The sequence below is a fragment of the Glaciecola petra genome (assembly GCF_031846345.1).
In the GTDB taxonomy this organism is placed as follows: Bacteria; Pseudomonadota; Gammaproteobacteria; order Enterobacterales; family Alteromonadaceae; genus Glaciecola; species Glaciecola petra.
Genome location: NZ_JAVRHX010000003.1, coordinates 56,288 through 72,947 on the forward strand (window position 1 = coordinate 56,288; position 16,660 = coordinate 72,947).

A 16,660-nucleotide genomic window follows, 5' to 3' on the forward strand; every position below is an offset into this window, starting at 1 on the left:
TTTTTGCAACTGCTGTTTGTGTATTTGTGATTTATGTTGTTAAATTGTCGATATTAAGGTTTGACACACACTGCCATTTTATAAAGAGCCACTATGCCTGAAAAAAAATACAACAGCTTTGCTGAGTTTTATCCATTTTATTTAAGTGAACATCAAAACAACACGTGTCGAATGTTGCATTTTGTCGGGTCATTTCTCATTCTTGTATTGGTCACGTATTGCGTATTAACAAGTTACTACGCGTTATTGTTCCTAATACCTGTAATAGGTTATGGTTTTGCTTGGGTTGGTCATTTTTTTTACGAACATAACAAACCGGCTACCTTTACCTATCCTCTTTACAGTTTCTGGGCAGATTGGGTTATGTTTAAAGACATACTATTAGGCAAAATCTCGTTTTCCCAACAGCAATAATGCTGGGTACTGGTGCTTTTTCACATCATAAATATTTAGTTTTATATTAGCGCTTATTTTCTCTTAACTTGAATCAAAACTTCATTGTGCCTGAACATGGGTAAAGTAAGTGGCCCGTTATAGCCAGCCATGACAGGTTCGCTGGCAATATTATAAGCGTTATCTTGTATCCATTTTTTCAATACCTTTGTTTTAGCTGCAACATTTCTATCGCTTAAGGTACCAGCAAACTTAATCGCAGCCACTTTATAATTTTTTACTTCACTAACCACAACACTTGGGTCATTTGGGATGGGCGTGCTTTCTAGTGTGAACTCCGCTGGCATCACAAATGACATCATTGCTTCGCTTCCTGCAGGATCCATAAACACGGGAGCGGTCATCGCTATTTCTAGGCCTTCTTTTACATCATCATCCGCTTGCATAAAAACTGGCGCTGTCATTGCTATCTCATTATTACCCTTATTTTCGCCCGTAATGTACTTAAACAGTTTGCGAAAAGCGTTATTCCTACTGTCGCCTTCCATACTTGCTGAAACAAGGATCATTGATTCATAATTACGTACTTCAATTGCGGAAGCGTCATCATCCAAGATGAGGGTATACGGCGCAGACTCGACACCGTTGTCACCTAAAATAGAGCAGCCCGTTACCGACCCAAAGACCACAAGAGATACAATAAGTACCGAAAGACAGATTAATTTGATATTCACAACGTCAGGCTTCTGTAAGTTCACGATAATTGTGTATACGTGCAATTAGACATTAAGTACAAAAAACGGCGTTATTTTTAATTACCATTTTGTAATTATTGTCCCTGTAACTCTATCACTAGTCGCATCACAATGAATTCAGCCGGCCTTACTGGCGCTACAAATACTTCAATTTTTATTTGATTTGCCTCAATATCGGCCACCGTCATCGTTTGGCCCAAGCCTATATTTACGCCAAAAGCATCACTGGCTTTTGAGCCGGCAAACGCACCCTGTTGATAAAGTTGATGTAAAAAGTTTTCTATCATATTGATCATGGTTGACCATGTATTAGCATTATTAGGCTCAAAAACAAATTGCCGCAAGCCTGCTAATAATGATTGCTCTATCATGATTAGCATTCGCCTCACGCTTATATACCGCCAATCATTACTATTACCTTGATATGTTCTGGCTCCCCAAACTAATATTCCCTTGCCAATAAACGAGCGTATCGCATTAATCGATTTTCCATTTGCAGGGGCGTTTAAATCCGCTTGTTCATTATCATCAATTACAAAGGCTGGCGCTTTCACTAAATTTAACCTGGTATTTGCAGGCGCCTTCCATACTCCTCTGGTTTCGTCGACGCGCGTGTAAACACCAGCAATAGCTGAAGAAGGTGGTAAAAGGTTCACATTCTCGCACATAGCCGATATTAATTGAGCGTAGTCTTTACTAATACTCAAGAGTATTCTGTGTGCTTGGTCTGCCGATATCTTGGGCTTAATAAGTTGCTTAGTTAACGGCCCTGAAATAGCTGCAGTAAGTGCGGCTATATCCACCCTTTTCATGGCTCTTCCAGACCCAAGCGTTGAACTAAGCGATTTTCCTAGAATTTCTCTCGAATGTTGAGTTAAGTTTTGAAAAGATATTTCGCTGGTATCGAAAACTGTCGTTTTTAGCCAAGGATGATAAACCGCACAAAACTCTGCACCAGGCCCATTCTCAATAGCGTTACGGAAACGTTCAAGGGAATTATTATTGCTGTACCCCTCGAAAACATCAAAAATCGCGACTCGGTTTTTGGTAATATGACCACAATGATGCAACATATTGCGTTGCAGAGAAAAGCAATCTGCTTCGTCCAGCGAAATCGCATCTGGAATTACAAGCATGGTCACATCCGCTTGCGTTTCCAATATGGCAATACCTGACTCTAAGGCGTTTTGGTTTATACCCTGACTGGCTGGTATCGAAACGTTGCTACTAATTTTTGCCCTTCGAAATGATTTTTTAACTAAGTTTTGTGCAATTTTTTGATGTTGATAAGCGCCAACTGAAACAACATAACAGTCTTTACCTCCATTTGCATAAAATAGTTTCATACTGGCAAACAAACGGTATACAGGTGAAACAAAGTCTAAACTAAAGCGACGTTTAGCAAGGCGAACGCTTGTGGCTCCTGCGCTTGACAGGTTAAAGATATGCTCTGGCGTGCCCCCAAAAATTTGTTCAAACTCATAAAAGGAACTTATTCTGATTGCTCTATTTAGCACATCTCTACCGTTATTATTATGCTTTTCTGTATAACCAACAAAGGCCGGAATCGCTGTCTCTACCTGAGCTATACTTTGTATTGTGTTAACTTCTTGAATATAAACACCGGGCCTTTTAAAAGAAGGCATAACATTATCCTTATTGAGTTAGAATTAGATGTGTTTAATCAGTTTTGCAGGAACTCCTGCTACAACAGTATTAGCCAATACATCTTTGTTAACCACCGCCCCAGCGCCAATTATCGCATTATCGCCAATTGTAACTCCGGGTAAAATTTTTGCGCCCATTCCAACCCACACCCCGTTACCAATAGTAATCGGGTGAGCGGTTTCTATGCCTTTTTTTCGTTTAAGTGGGTCAAGCGGATGAGTCGCGGTTGAAATAAGAACATGAGGGGCGAGTAATACATCATCGCCAATGCAGACAGGAGCGGCGTCTAAAATCACCACTCCATAGTTTGTATAAAAATTTTTTCCTAAATGAATGTTGTAGCCGTAGTCGCAATTAAAGCTTGGTTCAAGCCAGAAGTAACTAGCTGAACCAAATAAAGACCGGAGAGCTTTTAGTGCTGTTTTTTGATTTTTAGGGTCAGCAGTATTGAATGCATGACAGCGAGTTTTGGCAAGAAAGCGTTCTTGCTGCAACACTTTATTGCTTGGAAAATACTCCTCACCTGCCAGCATCTTTTGCTTTTCACTTAGCTCACTCATGTTGTCGACTTATTCAGCTATCCTTGACAACAGTCTATTATTACTTAGCGGACAAACGCAACACTTTACCGTTTAAAGCATCAGTGCATACTTGAATGGTGTATTGAGTCCCTTAACAAAAGTCTCTTAAATGCTCAATGCGACATGCTTTTAGGTGCATTAGTAGCGTCTTTAATGGCAAAAGTGTGATTGAGAATACTCTCATCTTCAAAGGTGAATGTTAGCACCAATGACTCTCCGGCAAGCAAAGGACCCGTGAGCCCTAAAAGCATAATATGTTTACCACCGGGTAAAAACTCAACGCCAGAAGAAGCATCAACCACCACGCCATCATCCAACTCCTGCATACTCATTACATCGTCTTTCATGATAGTGTGATGTAATTGAGCATCATTCGCGACTGACTCCGACACGCTTACCGAAACCAAACGCAGTTCTTTTGCTGATATGTTATTTATGGTCATGTATGCTGCCCCGCTTTTAGCTAAAGCAAATGTCGCTCTAGCCCAGGCATTATCAATCTTGACTTGATCTGCCATTTTGCTTGCATGGTGCTCTGCGGCAAAAGTACTACATACTAAAAAACTCATAAAAAACACTAAAATAGTTTTCATTTTTCGTCCTTCAATTTTCTTCTAGCAATTCTAGTTTCTCAGCTTGGGTAGCCAACAAGGGAAAATACTCACTTGGTAAATATTGGCTGAGTTGTGCTAGTTTGCTGGCCAAATCTTGATAAGAATCAGCAACAACATTGATATGGCCCATCTTCCTTTTTTCTCGTAATGACTTGCCATACCAATGCAAATGACAACCAGGAATACTTATTAAGTCTCTACTGAAGCTGGTGCAACCGATAATATTAACCATAGCAGTTACTTTCTGTCTTTGAACACTACCCAAAGGAAAACCCAAAACTGCCCTGATATGTTGTTCAAATTGACAAGTATCGCTACCTTGCTGGGTCCAGTGCCCTGAATTATGAACTCTTGGTGCAATTTCGTTCACTAATAATGAACCATTTGGCATTTCAAATAACTCAACTGCTAAAATACCTGTGTAGTCAAGAGCTTCAGCTATCGTAGTAAATATCGACTGCGCTTGCTCAATTGTATCACTTAATAACTTTGTCGCTGGGGCAATGGACAAATGAAGCTGACCTTCATGATGTAAATTTTCTGCAATGTCGAAACACGCAATATTTCCGTTGTTATCACGCGCTCCAATGACCGATATTTCACGTGTGAAGTCAGCCATTCTCTCAGCAACCAAAGGCACACCTTGTAGGTCTAACTGTTCAAAAATCTGGCTTAAACTCTCAAGGTCTTGCTCAGACTTCATGCGCCACTGGCCATAGCCATCATAGCCATCTCGACTGGCTTTAAAGATTATCCGCTCCCCAAGGTCAGCCGTAATATTTTGTAAATCATCTAGTTTAGAAATTATTCTGTATTGGCAGTTGGCAACCTTACATGCATCCAACAATTGCTTTTCGCGAACGCGATCAGCACCCGCCAGAATTGAATTCACATTCGGAAAAAATTTACCGCTATCATTTACCAAGGCTAACAGTTTCTCAGGAATGTGTTCAAACTCGGCTGTAATGGCATTGGCATCAGAAATGGCAAATTCCAGATCGATAGCATAGGGGGATTTACTCAATGGATTAACAATCTTGTTGTCTTTGACGTCTACCGCCATCACTTCAACACCAAGAGGCGCTGACGCTAAATACATCATTTGAGCTAACTGGCCTGCCCCTAATACTAATACTTTCATGACTGATTTATTCGTCCAATTCTAAACGTTGATTGGCTAGCACGGTTTCGGTTTGCTTTGCTCTAAAAGCGACGATGTTATCTCGTACATTAGTGTTTTGAAGAGCTACAATTTGCGCAGCCATGAGGCCAGCATTTGCTGCGCCTGCTTCACCTATCGCTAAGGTTCCCACAGCGACACCCTTTGGCATTTGCACAATCGATAATAAAGAATCTAGACCACTCAATTGGCTAGAGCGCACCGGGCAGCCCAATACTGGCAAATGCGTATGCGCGGCTATCATGCCCGGTAAATGAGCGGCTCCACCAGCACCAGCAATAATGACTTGAATGCCATTTTCCGATGCGCCCTCTGCAAATTCAACCAATAAATTAGGTGTTCTATGCGCAGAAACAACTTGTGCTTTATACTCTACACCTAGTTCTTTAAGCATAAGAGCTGCTTTTTGCATAGTTGGCCAGTCAGATTGCGACCCCATTACTATTGCCACTTGTGTCATAACACTACCTACGGTTATTAATACCAACGACAACAACAAGCCCAAGAAAATAGGCCTATTGTTTACACGCTAGAAAAAAAGAAGCGGGATTATACGAGAATTGACTAAAAAGCGCTAGGGTCAGTTACTAGCTGCCATATAATCAAGAGTCATATTTGTTAACAGTTTCACACCTAGCTTCATGCCTGAATCGTCAACATAAAACTCTGGCGTATGGTGCGCGGGTGATTCAGCTTCTGGAACATCAAGTGGCTTGCCTCCTATCCATAGATAGACGCCTGGCACTTGCTCTTGAAAAAATGAAAAATCCTCTGCTCCAGTTACCGCTTTAGAATTAATCACCTTGTCTTGCCCCGCCGTTCTCACTAAAGTCGGTAACATTTGATCCATTAAGTCGTGATCATTGAAAGTGATAGGGTAATTATAGTCAAGTGGCAAGGTGACCTCTGCCGTGGCCCGCATACTTTCGGCAATTAACTTGGCTTTGCGCGGCACAGCTTCGTACATATGTTCTCTTGCTGCTTTATTAAGTGTTCTGATGGTACCAACCAAAGTAACTTCCGATGGAATGATATTTGACCGGTTTCCGCCATGAATTGACCCAACAGTAACAACGGCGGCATCATCTATCACTTTTATTTCTCGACTAACAACAGTTTGTAGGCCCATTATTATTTGCGCGGCTGTAGTGATTGGATCAACGCTTTTCCATGGATATGCGCCATGCGCTTGTTTACCTTTAATAACAATTTTGAAGGGATCCACAGCTGCCATTATGCCACCATGTTTATATCGTACGCTGCCAACGTCTGTATTGGCACTTATATGCAAACCAAAAATTACGTCAACGTCCGGATTTTTCAACACGCCTTCTTTAACCATTATTTCCGCGCCACCTTTTTCACCTGCAGGAGCACCTTCTTCAGCTGGTTGAAAAATAAACTTGACCTTACCCCTTAATTCATCTTTCATTTCGGTTAATATTGTAGCAGCACCCATTAACATGGCCACATGCGTATCGTGACCACAAGCATGCATAACAGGAACCGTGTTTCCCTCAAGTTCACCCGTTTGGGTTGACTTATAGGGTAAATCATTGACTTCTTTAACGGGTAAACCATCCATATCCGCTCTTAATGCAACTGTAGGCCCAGGCTTTCCCGAATCTAGCACGGCAACAACACCAGTAATGGCTATACCTGTTTGTACTTCCAACCCGAGCGCGCGCATATGTTTTTCAATATATTTCGCAGTTTCAAACTCTCTGTTGGATAATTCAGGATATTGATGTAAATGATGACGCCATTTAATCACCTGAGACTCTATATCAGCGGCTTTTTGCGCGATGGGATCATTGGCAAATGAGGTAAAACTAATAGCCATCAAAAAAATAAATATTAAACGCATAGACCTGTCCTTTTTGTTGTTTTTAGACCTAAGACAATTTCATAGGCATCAGATAAACCTGCCCAAACGGCCTATAAATATAGATCAGATAAGAAGATTAAGCCAATCTATACGGTAAGGCTAAATTTTTCAAGACGACTTTTTATGCTTAATTATCTGAGCTTTTCTTTAGAAGGGCTTTTCCCCTTAGTGAGTGTTTTGACTCACACAATTACGACCACGATTTTTTGACAAGTACAAGAGTTTGTCGACTTCTTCGATAATGTTGCCAACGCCTAATTTAGCATCGCCGGTAGTACTGAAGCAGCCAATACTCACTGTAACAGTGGAATGTACAGTCGAGTTTTCATGAATAATCTTTGCATCAGATACCGCCTTGAGAATCTCGTCAGCTATCTTTCGCGCTCCTGCCGGGTCGGTGTTGGGTAAAATACAAATAAACTCTTCACCACCGTATCGGGCAATAAAATCGGTTGGCCGAGACATAACTGTTTTTAATATTGTAGCGATTTTGCGTAAACACCGGTCACCCGATGAATGGCCATATAAATCATTGTATTTTTTGAAAAAATCGACATCAATCATTAAGACTGAAAAATCGCTATTAGTGAGCTTTGCACTGCTCCACTCTAATGTTATTTTTTGATCAAACCAACGCCTATTTGCTAAAGTAGTAAGGCTATCTTGCAAAGATATATCAACGAGTTTTTTGTTTTTGGCCTGTTCTTTTTTAATGCGTTTCATCATGTCATTAATGCTGAGGGCAAGCTGATTAAGCTCATCATTCCCAGATATCTTAATTGCTACATTCTGAACATCACCATTCGCTTTTATTTGTTCGAGTAGGCTAGCAAAACGGTCCACTATTAATGCTTTACCTCCAGACCTTAGACACGCATAAACAAAAACCATGACCCAAAGCGCAACTAAAAGCATGATCCAAAGCAAATTAGACTTTGTATTTTCTAACAAAGAATTATTAAACTCTATCAGTAGAAATGCTTTTAAACCTACTTCATCGTATGACTGCATTAGAATGGGAGCAATATATGCGTTGTGCGGTATTTCCACGTCTATGCCATTGTATAAATTTCGCGCGATTTTTTCGTCTATCTTTGTGCCTTGCTTAAACAAAGACCATTGATCCACTTGGCTGACAATAAAGACATCCACTTCATTGATAGTTTTATATTTACCTGCTAATTTTTGTATGTAGTCTCCAAACAAATAATCAGCAATTTCATCGTTTTTACCCTTATCAAATCGGCTTTTGATATCTAAGTCGCCATTCACAATGATGTTAGAACCAGGATGGCTGTAATAGGCATATTTTTTAAGATCCCCTGTCTCTGTCGACAACGAGACACGATGGGTAAAAAACTCACCGTTATTCATCAGTCTTTCCAAATTGGCTGTATAATTATCGCTATAGCCTTTCATATCTATGCCAATTTCAGGCAGGTACGTGCTATCGAATACCACCAAGTCTGTGTTAATCAGGTGGACATCAGACAATTGATGTTTAGTACGTAATTGCCTTAACAATTCATTAGATATGTCTATCTTGTTTGGGGCTGCTGCAAATAGATCTTTTGCCAAATTGCGGAGAGATATTTGAAGCTCATCAGCCCATTTTTCTTCGACTACGGCGAGAATACGGTCAAATACTTCAATATCTTGTTTGATAGTGACAATCGCTGCTTGGCGTTGTTCTTTATCTCGCGCGGCTAAATAGTTATCTAGCACCCATATGGCAGCAGAAAATGCGACAAAGGCCGAAAAAAAGGCCGTTATCGCAATAAATATATTTATTTTGTGTTTTAGTAGCATATCTTAACTATAGTGTGTTTTGACATTGATTGCTGTTTATTACAACAAAAGCTCAATAAATCGAAAGTAAGATATGTTTTCTACAATTAAAACACTACAACAAAAGCGCTCTAAGCAGATTCTTTATCAACTAGTTTGTCTGATTCATCGGGTTTTCCTCTCCACCATGCCGCCAAGGACGAACCCGTTATATTCATCATAGGTCCAAATACTGCAGGTGCAAGCCCCATACTCGCTACTTTGCCCATCTCAAGTGCTATACCTGAAGCTAAACCTGAATTTTGCATGCCAACCTCAAAGGCAATGGTACGACATGACGCGTCATCCATACGCGCCAGTTTGGCCCCCCAATAACCTAATAAATACCCACAAAGGTTATGGAGTAACACTACAGCCACTAAAATTAGACCAATACTCAACAGGCTATCTCTGCCTGCAGCAGTAATTATAGTAATAATCACTGCAATACCAATCATTGATACTTTGGGCATAAGCGCATCAATAATTGGGAATTTACCATGCAATAAACGATTAAAAATTAAGCCTGCTATAATGGGGAGCAACACAATTTTACTAATACTTAAAAACATAGCCATTGCATCAATCGGAACAAATTGGTCAGCTAAAACCGACATATACAAAGGTGTTAAAAAAGGTGCCAACATGGTAGATACAGCCGTTAATGAAAGTGACAAGGCCAAATTAGCACCCGAAATATAAGCCATAACATTTGACGCTAAACCACTTGGCGAACAACCGACCAAAATAATGCCAGCAGCAATTTCTGGCGGAAGTCCTGAACTTACAGCCAGACCAAATCCGACGATTGGCATAATCGTAAATTGGAGTGCCAACCCAATAAATACCCCTTTTGGCATTTTGGCTACTTGCACAAAATCTTGCAGGCTCATGGATGTGCCCATACCAAACATAATGATCATAAGTAAAGGGACTATTAAACCTTTAAACTCAAACTCCCCTACACCAATAAATATATTCGGATAATACAAAGATGCGGCAACTGCTGCAAAAATAACAAAGGTAAATGCAAATCCTGAAAAGTGCGTTGTACTTCTTAAAAAGAGTACCAAGGCTAAGAAAAAAGCAATAACAAATGGGCCGCTTATCTCCCACTGTCCTAACACCATGAGTACTGCGCTTGTCAGCCCCAAAAGCCCCGCCAATATTGGTAATAGTTTAGTTATCTTAGTATTAACATGTAAAGTCATAGTATGCTTAATTATTTCCCATTTAGTAAGAGAATAGCAAAGCATTAACAAACTTGTTATTCAATTTTTTTAGATTATGTTAGTTTATGATTAGTGAAATATTCTCCGCTCCACTATATATACTGAGGCCTAATATGAACCGGTTTTTCTTTTATTGTTTTTTTATCACTTTTTTGCTGTTTATTGGGTTTGCAAGCAACTCTAAAGAAAGTGCGTATTTCAGAGCGCCAAACATTCATGGTGAAAAACTCATATTCACCTCTCAAGGTGATTTATGGATGACAACCATTAATTCCAATCAAGCGGCAAAACGTCTTACCAGTCACCCCAATATTGAATTAGGAGCGCGTTTTTCGACAAACGGCAGCAAAATTGCTTTCATAGCAAGCTATCATAATATGCCTGCAGTATATGTAATGCCAACATCCGGCGGTATTGCCAAGCGCGTGACATTTGAAAATGCCAGAACTAAGCTTCATAGCTGGCTTGATTCAGACACCCTACTTTTTAGTACCATGACAGAATTGGGCATGCACAACAGTTGGGAGTTAAGAACTGTCGATGTCAATACACTGGTGCAAAACATTTTACCCCTTTCAGACGCCATTGAAGGCAGTGTAGACACATCAAGTAATACTCTACTATTTGTTCAACATGGTTTACAAGTATCTACTGATAACGCTAACCATTACAAAGGCGGTGCAGCAGGCGAATTATGGGCATTTAATTTAAAAGAAAAAAATGAAGCCCGACCGCTTACAGAAAACTTTGAAGGCTCAGCTCATACACCTATGTTTTATAAGGGTCGTGTGTTTTTTGTTAGTAACGAAAGCGGAATAGATAACATTTGGTCGATGACTATTGAGGGTGATGAATTAATACAACACACTAAATACAAAGATTGGCCGGTGCGTAAAGCTAGTATACACAATAACCGTATTGCCTTTCAGCATGGTGCTGACATCAAAATTTACGATGTAAATAATGGCACAACAATAATGCCAAATATTACTTTGCAGTCTGACTTTGTAGACAGCCGAACGCGTTACCTTAAAAATCCTTTAAACTATTTTGAGCATGTAAGCGTGGGAAATAGCAACAACAAAACCGTGATCACTGCTCGTGGAAGAATTGCTATTGCAGGTACTGACGAGTCTCGTATTGTGAATGTTGAAAGTGACGCAAGCGCTAGAGCCCGCAATGCGATTTTAAGTAAAGACCAAAAGTATGTCTATGCCGTCAGCGATATTAGCGGTGATTATGAAATATGGCAGTTTGACGCCAGCGGAAAATCTAGTGCAAAACAACTGACAAAAGGCAGTACTGGGTTGAAAAGAGGTTTGTGGCTATCGCCCAACGGCAAACAATTAGCCTATAGTGAACAGTCAGGTAAACTTTGGCTTTTAGATCTAGACAGCTTAGCAAGCACCTTAGTCATTGATAACTTGTCGTGGGGTGTTAGTGGATTGGTTTTTTCAAGCGACAGCCGCTATCTAAGTTTCAATTATTCTGCAGTCAACGTAGACCGCTCTCAAATTGCACTTGTTGATATAGCGAAAAACCAAACAAAATTACTTACCTCTGATAAATATCGCTCGTACTCACCGGCCTTTAGCCACGACATGCAATGGTTGTATTTTTTATCCGAGCGATCATTTACAGCAAACCCAGGATACCCTTGGGGAGATCGCAATATGGGGCCCGCTTTTGATAAACGCACTCAGCTTTTTGCCGTTGCCTTACAAGATGACGCTAAATTCCCTTTTGCACCTAACACTGAGTTAACTACAAATAATGATGAAGAATCATCCGAAAAAGATAACAACGAGAAAGACAATAAAGAAGAGATTGAAATAAACCTCGAGAAAAATTTCGATGATTTATGGCAAGTCGATATTCCTGCTGGTAATTATGTGCGTTTGTTAGCGAGTGAGTCGACACTTTATTTGCTAGCAGATGAAGAACTCTATGCATTAGCGTTTAAAAATGACATCGACCTAAAAAGCCTGACCAAGGGTGTCACTGATATACAATTGTCGAGCGACAGCAAAACGCTGCTGGTACAAAAAGGTAGACGCGCTGGCACTTCATTTACGGTAGTACCAGCAAAACCTAGCTTTCCAAAAGATGCGTCTAATCTAAAAGTAAAAACTAGCGCATGGCAACTTACTATAGATCCGAAAATAGAGTGGCAACAAATATTTAGAGACGCTTGGTTAATGCATAGAGACGGCTTATTTGATGCCAACATGCGTGGCATTGATTGGTCAGCCACCAAACAAAAATATATGCCCCTTTTGGCACGCGTTAATGAGCGTTCAGAGCTTAATGATATTTTTGAACAAATGATGGGTGAACTCAATGCTTTGCATTCCCAAGTAAGGGGAGGCGAAATCAATGACGACCCGAATGCACCAAATGCGAGTACCTTAGGAGCTAGTTTTTCTAGCACAAAGGCCGGCGTTCAAATAAATCGAATTTACGCCAGCGACCCCGAATTATTAAGCCAAGCTTCGCCTCTTGCTCAACCAGGCGTAAACGCTCAAAATGGCGATATTATAGCTGCCATAAATGGACAAAAAATAACGACCTTAAGCCACCTGTATACAGCACTTTTAAATCAAAGTGGGCAACAAGTGCTGCTCGATTTAGTGAGAGGCAAGGAAAAGCTCCAAACAGTGGTTGTGCCAGCCAACGCTTTTAGAGATTTGCGATATAGATATCAAGATTGGGTAGTGAGAAATGCTTCAAAAGTAGAAGAGACTAATCAAGATATTGGCTATCTGCATTTATATGCAATGGGGGGTAACGATCTTGCTAACTTTGCTCGTGAATTTTACGCTCAATATAAAAAACCAGGCTTAATCATAGATGTGAGACGCAATCGAGGCGGTAATATTGATAGCGTTATAATAGAAAAATTATTACGCAGAGCATGGTCATTTTGGCAGTATCCAAATGGTGATAAAGGCACCAATATGCAAGGTGCTTTCCGGGGTCACTTGGTCGTATTAGCTGACCAATTTACCTACTCCGATGGCGAAACGTTTACCGCGGGTATAAAAGCACTTGATTTAGGGACCGTAATTGGCAAACAAACCGCGGGCGCGGGTGTTTGGTTAAGCGGTGGCAATCAGGTAAGCGACCGTGGCATAGCAAGAGTAGCCCAATTTCCGGTTTATTCCATGGACGGACGTTGGTTAACCGAAGGGCGAGGTATTTCACCTGATATTGAGGTCACTAATTTACCCCACGCTACGTTCAAAGGGCAAGATGCACAGCTGGCAGCCGCCATCGCATACCTTGAAGAAAAAATGAAAACTGACCCTATTCCTGAATTCAATAGCTTGCCATTTGGACCGGTAGAACAAGCCGCCGATGATATATTGCCTAATGGTCGCTAATCATCGTTAAAAAGCTAGCGATTCACACAATTAGCCTCATAATGGTACTGGTGATATTACTTTATTTGATATCACCAGTACGGCCTATTAATTGGCAAACCGATCCTATGCAGGATTTAAATGGTGACTTTACTCAAAATACCCTGTTAAACAATGCCCATGTTTTATATCGGCAATCTATAAAGGCCCCAGAAGACGTCGTGGTTAGCCCCGACGGCAAGGTATACACTGGTTTAGCCAACGGTGACATAGTCCGTATTGATATAAGTCGTATGGATATGAGCCTTTCGGATAGAAAGCAAAATGATATAACCAGTGCCGAAATCATCGCTAACACAAACGGCCGCCCCCTCGGTTTAAAATTCGATAAGCGCGGCAATCTGATAATCGCAGATGCTCTCAAAGGGTTAATAAAACTCTCGCCAAACGGAAATATCACAGTATTAGCAAGCCAATTTGAAGGCCAAGACATGCTCTTAGTCGATTATGTCGATATAGCTAAAAGCGGTGATATTTATTTTTCTGATGCAAGCACTCGATTCAAGCTCGAAACGCACCTTCTAGATTTTATTGAAGCAAGCTCAACCGGCAGGATCCTTAAATACTCTGCCGATACGAAACAAGTAAGTTTAGTAGTAGATAATTTATTTTTTGCCAATGGTCTCGCTTTGGGGCCTAACGACGAATATATGATTATTGCCGAAACGGGCAGAGCAAGATTGCTCAAACATTACCTAAAAGGCTCGAAATCTGGCGAAACAGAGGTGTTTATTGATAGTTTACCCGCTATGCCCGACAATATTAGCTACAATGGCAAAGATAAGTTTTGGGTAGGTTTAGTGACCATGCGAGATTGGCGAATAGAATCACTCTCTGAGTGGCCTGTTGTACGCAGAATTATAGGAGCATTCCCCACCAAAATGTTTGCTCCAACAGACGGTTATGGTTTTGTCATTAGCGTTAATACTCAAGGCGAGGTCGTAAATAACTTACAAACTCCCGCCAAATACACACTAATCACAAGCGCAGTAGAACACGATGGAAAACTCATCATGGGCTCTCTTACTAATAGCGGCATCGCGGTTTATGATTTACCGTAATGCCCAGTTCGATTAACCCTTTTGACGCTTCATCGAATCGAAGAATTCGTCATTGGTTTTGGTCATCGACAAGCGACTGATCATAAACTCCATTGAATCGATTTCTGACATTTCATGGACAATTTTACGCAATATCCACATTTTTTGCAGTTCATCTTTTGAAGTGAGTAACTCTTCGCGGCGTGTGCCAGAACGATTGATATCAATAGCTGGGAATACACGTTTTTCAGCAATTTTACGATTAAGGTGCAGTTCCATATTACCTGTCCCTTTAAATTCTTCGTAAATAACCTCGTCCATTTTAGAACCCGTATCAATAAGTGCTGTAGCAATAATCGTTAAACTACCGCCCTCTTCAACGTTTCTTGCAGCACCGAAGAAGCGCTTAGGTTTATGCAATGCATTGGCATCTACACCACCTGTTAACACTTTACCAGATGATGGAATAACAGTATTGTATGCGCGAGCTAAACGGGTAATAGAGTCTAGCAAAATAACCACGTCTTTTTTATGCTCGACCAAACGTTTAGCCTTTTCGATAACCATTTCAGCTACTTGTACGTGGCGACTTGCTGGCTCATCAAAGGTCGACGCAACAACTTCTCCTTGCACCAAGCGTTGCATTTCGGTTACTTCTTCTGGGCGTTCATCGATTAGTAAAACAATCAGTAAACATTCTGGATGGTTAGCTGCAATAGATTGCGCTATATTTTGCAATAAGAGTGTTTTACCTGCTTTAGGTGGCGCTACAATCAAACCACGTTGTCCGCAACCTATAGGAGATGCCAAGTCTAATACGCGTGCAGTAATATCTTCTGTACTGCCATTACCGCGCTCCATACGCAAACGATCATTTGCATGCAGAGGGGTTAAGTTTTCAAATAAAATTTTATTACGCGAATTTTCAGGTTTATCAAAGTTAACTTCTCTGATTTTCAATAAGGCAAAATAGCGTTCGCTATCTTTTGGTGGTCTTATTTTTCCGGCTATTGTGTCGCCTGTGCGTAAATTGAAGCGTCTTATTTGACTAGGCGAAACATAAATATCGTCAGGCCCTGCTAAGTACGAAGAATCTCCCGACCTTAAAAACCCAAATCCATCTTGGAGGATTTCTAATACACCGTCTCCGAAAATATCTTCTCCGCCTTTGGCGTGAGATTTAAGTATTGAGAAAATGATGTCTTGTTTACGTGCTCTGGCTAAGTTTTCTAAGCCCATAGACTCGGCTAAAGCTACCAGTTCGCTTATAGGTTTACTTTTAAGATCAGTTAAATTCATATTGGTGGGTCTGTATTAAGAATGGTTTGTTTAAATTTGAAATTGATTTTTTACTCAATTTGGAACATGTATCAAAGTGGTATGCATCAGCATCGTGGGTCATCTTGAAAACTAAAAAGATTTGTTATCGAATCCGTAGTGGCTTCACAATTCGTTAAAATTGAGTAAGACTGCCTTTTTTCTACGTATGACATTCACGAAGATGGATGTTTACCGCTGGTGAGTGTTGTAAAAGTAACACTTAATTATATTATCGTCCAGTTTTTCAATAATATTAATTTAATGTTAATAAAAAGCCGAAACAATTTCGGCTTTTTATTTTCTATCCAACAATTAAATATTATCGTCTAAAAACTCTTTTAATTGTGCCTTAGATAAGGCGCCAACCTTTGTCGCAGCTAAGGTACCGTCTTTAAATAATAACAATGTAGGTATGCTACGAATGCCATATTTTGCCGGTGTTTCGTTATTTTCTTCGACATTTAGCTTGCCAATTGTTAACCTGCCGTCGTATTCGCTTGAAATTTCATTTAGAATTGGGGCGATCATTTTACAGGGGCCGCACCATTCTGCCCAAAAATCAACTAACACAGGACCTGATGCATTGATTACATCGGCTTCGAATTTGTCGTCTGATAATGCGATAATTTTGTCGCTCATTCTTTTCTCCAGTTTAGGATTGTTGCTGAACCTGTTTCAGCGTTTCCTAATAGTGTTATATAGAAGTCGTTTTTAATGCAAGCATTGATAAGCTATAAGCT

At 40.4% G+C, this 16,660-nt stretch carries 14 protein-coding genes; 3 read left to right on the forward strand and 11 right to left on the reverse strand.

What is annotated here, in order from left to right; all coding sequences use genetic code 11:
- Positions 1-93 precede the first annotated feature (93 nt).
- Positions 94-414, forward strand: a complete 321-nt coding sequence (locus RM552_RS11025; protein WP_311368896.1) for an Mpo1-like protein — start codon at positions 94-96, stop codon at positions 412-414.
- Between the two features lie 53 nt (positions 415-467).
- On the opposite strand, the gene RM552_RS11030 is transcribed toward RM552_RS11025, so the two are convergent.
- The 9 genes from RM552_RS11030 to RM552_RS11070 all read right to left on the reverse strand — a co-directional run bounded on the left by RM552_RS11030 (position 468) and on the right by RM552_RS11070 (position 10,117).
- On the reverse strand, positions 468-1,127 hold the full coding sequence (locus tag RM552_RS11030) for an SOUL family heme-binding protein (RefSeq protein ID WP_311368897.1): 660 nt from the start codon (positions 1,125-1,127) through the stop codon (positions 468-470).
- Positions 1,128-1,222: 95 nt separating this feature from the next.
- Entirely contained in the window at positions 1,223-2,794 is a 1,572-nt protein-coding gene (locus RM552_RS11035) for a phage tail sheath family protein (protein WP_311368898.1), read from the reverse strand.
- Between the two features lie 24 nt (positions 2,795-2,818).
- Positions 2,819-3,376, reverse strand: coding sequence for a sugar O-acetyltransferase (locus RM552_RS11040; RefSeq protein ID WP_311368899.1), 558 nt, complete (start codon positions 3,374-3,376; stop codon positions 2,819-2,821).
- 134 nt (positions 3,377-3,510) lie between these two features.
- Positions 3,511-3,990, reverse strand: coding sequence for a copper chaperone PCu(A)C (locus tag RM552_RS11045; protein WP_311368900.1), 480 nt, complete (start codon positions 3,988-3,990; stop codon positions 3,511-3,513).
- Between the two features lie 10 nt (positions 3,991-4,000).
- On the reverse strand, positions 4,001-5,152 hold the full coding sequence (locus RM552_RS11050; protein ID WP_311368901.1) for a 5-(carboxyamino)imidazole ribonucleotide synthase: 1,152 nt from the start codon (positions 5,150-5,152) through the stop codon (positions 4,001-4,003).
- A gap of 7 nt (positions 5,153-5,159) precedes the next feature.
- Positions 5,160-5,651, reverse strand: a complete 492-nt coding sequence (gene purE / locus RM552_RS11055; RefSeq protein WP_311368902.1) for a 5-(carboxyamino)imidazole ribonucleotide mutase — start codon at positions 5,649-5,651, stop codon at positions 5,160-5,162.
- Positions 5,652-5,771: 120 nt separating this feature from the next.
- On the reverse strand, positions 5,772-7,034 hold the full coding sequence (locus tag RM552_RS11060; protein ID WP_311369278.1) for an amidohydrolase: 1,263 nt from the start codon (positions 7,032-7,034) through the stop codon (positions 5,772-5,774).
- Between the two features lie 210 nt (positions 7,035-7,244).
- On the reverse strand, positions 7,245-8,888 hold the full coding sequence (locus tag RM552_RS11065; protein ID WP_311368903.1) for a diguanylate cyclase domain-containing protein: 1,644 nt from the start codon (positions 8,886-8,888) through the stop codon (positions 7,245-7,247).
- Positions 8,889-8,998: 110 nt separating this feature from the next.
- A complete protein-coding gene (locus RM552_RS11070; protein WP_311368904.1) occupies positions 8,999-10,117 on the reverse strand; it encodes a bile acid:sodium symporter family protein in 1,119 nt (372 codons plus the stop codon).
- Between the two features lie 134 nt (positions 10,118-10,251).
- Between RM552_RS11070 and RM552_RS11075 the strand changes: the two genes are divergently transcribed.
- The gene (locus RM552_RS11075; protein WP_311368905.1) at positions 10,252-13,521 is read left to right on the forward strand and encodes a S41 family peptidase; all 3,270 of its coding nucleotides are present in this window, start codon (positions 10,252-10,254) and stop codon (positions 13,519-13,521) included.
- 65 nt (positions 13,522-13,586) lie between these two features.
- Positions 13,587-14,621 carry an SMP-30/gluconolactonase/LRE family protein gene (locus RM552_RS11080; RefSeq protein ID WP_311368906.1) on the forward strand — a complete coding sequence of 345 codons (1,035 nt, stop codon included), beginning with the start codon at positions 13,587-13,589 and terminating at the stop codon, positions 14,619-14,621.
- A 12-nt stretch (positions 14,622-14,633) separates the two neighbouring features.
- Here the strand turns inward: RM552_RS11080 and rho are convergent, their stop codons facing one another.
- Both rho and trxA read right to left on the reverse strand, forming a co-directional pair.
- Positions 14,634-15,899 (reverse strand): transcription termination factor Rho, encoded by a 1,266-nt coding sequence (gene rho, locus RM552_RS11085; RefSeq protein ID WP_311368907.1) that lies wholly within the window; start codon positions 15,897-15,899, stop codon positions 14,634-14,636.
- Positions 15,900-16,232: 333 nt separating this feature from the next.
- Complete coding sequence (gene trxA / locus RM552_RS11090; RefSeq protein ID WP_311368908.1) at positions 16,233-16,559, reverse strand: thioredoxin TrxA; 327 nt, start codon at positions 16,557-16,559, stop codon at positions 16,233-16,235.
- Positions 16,560-16,660 lie beyond the last annotated feature (101 nt).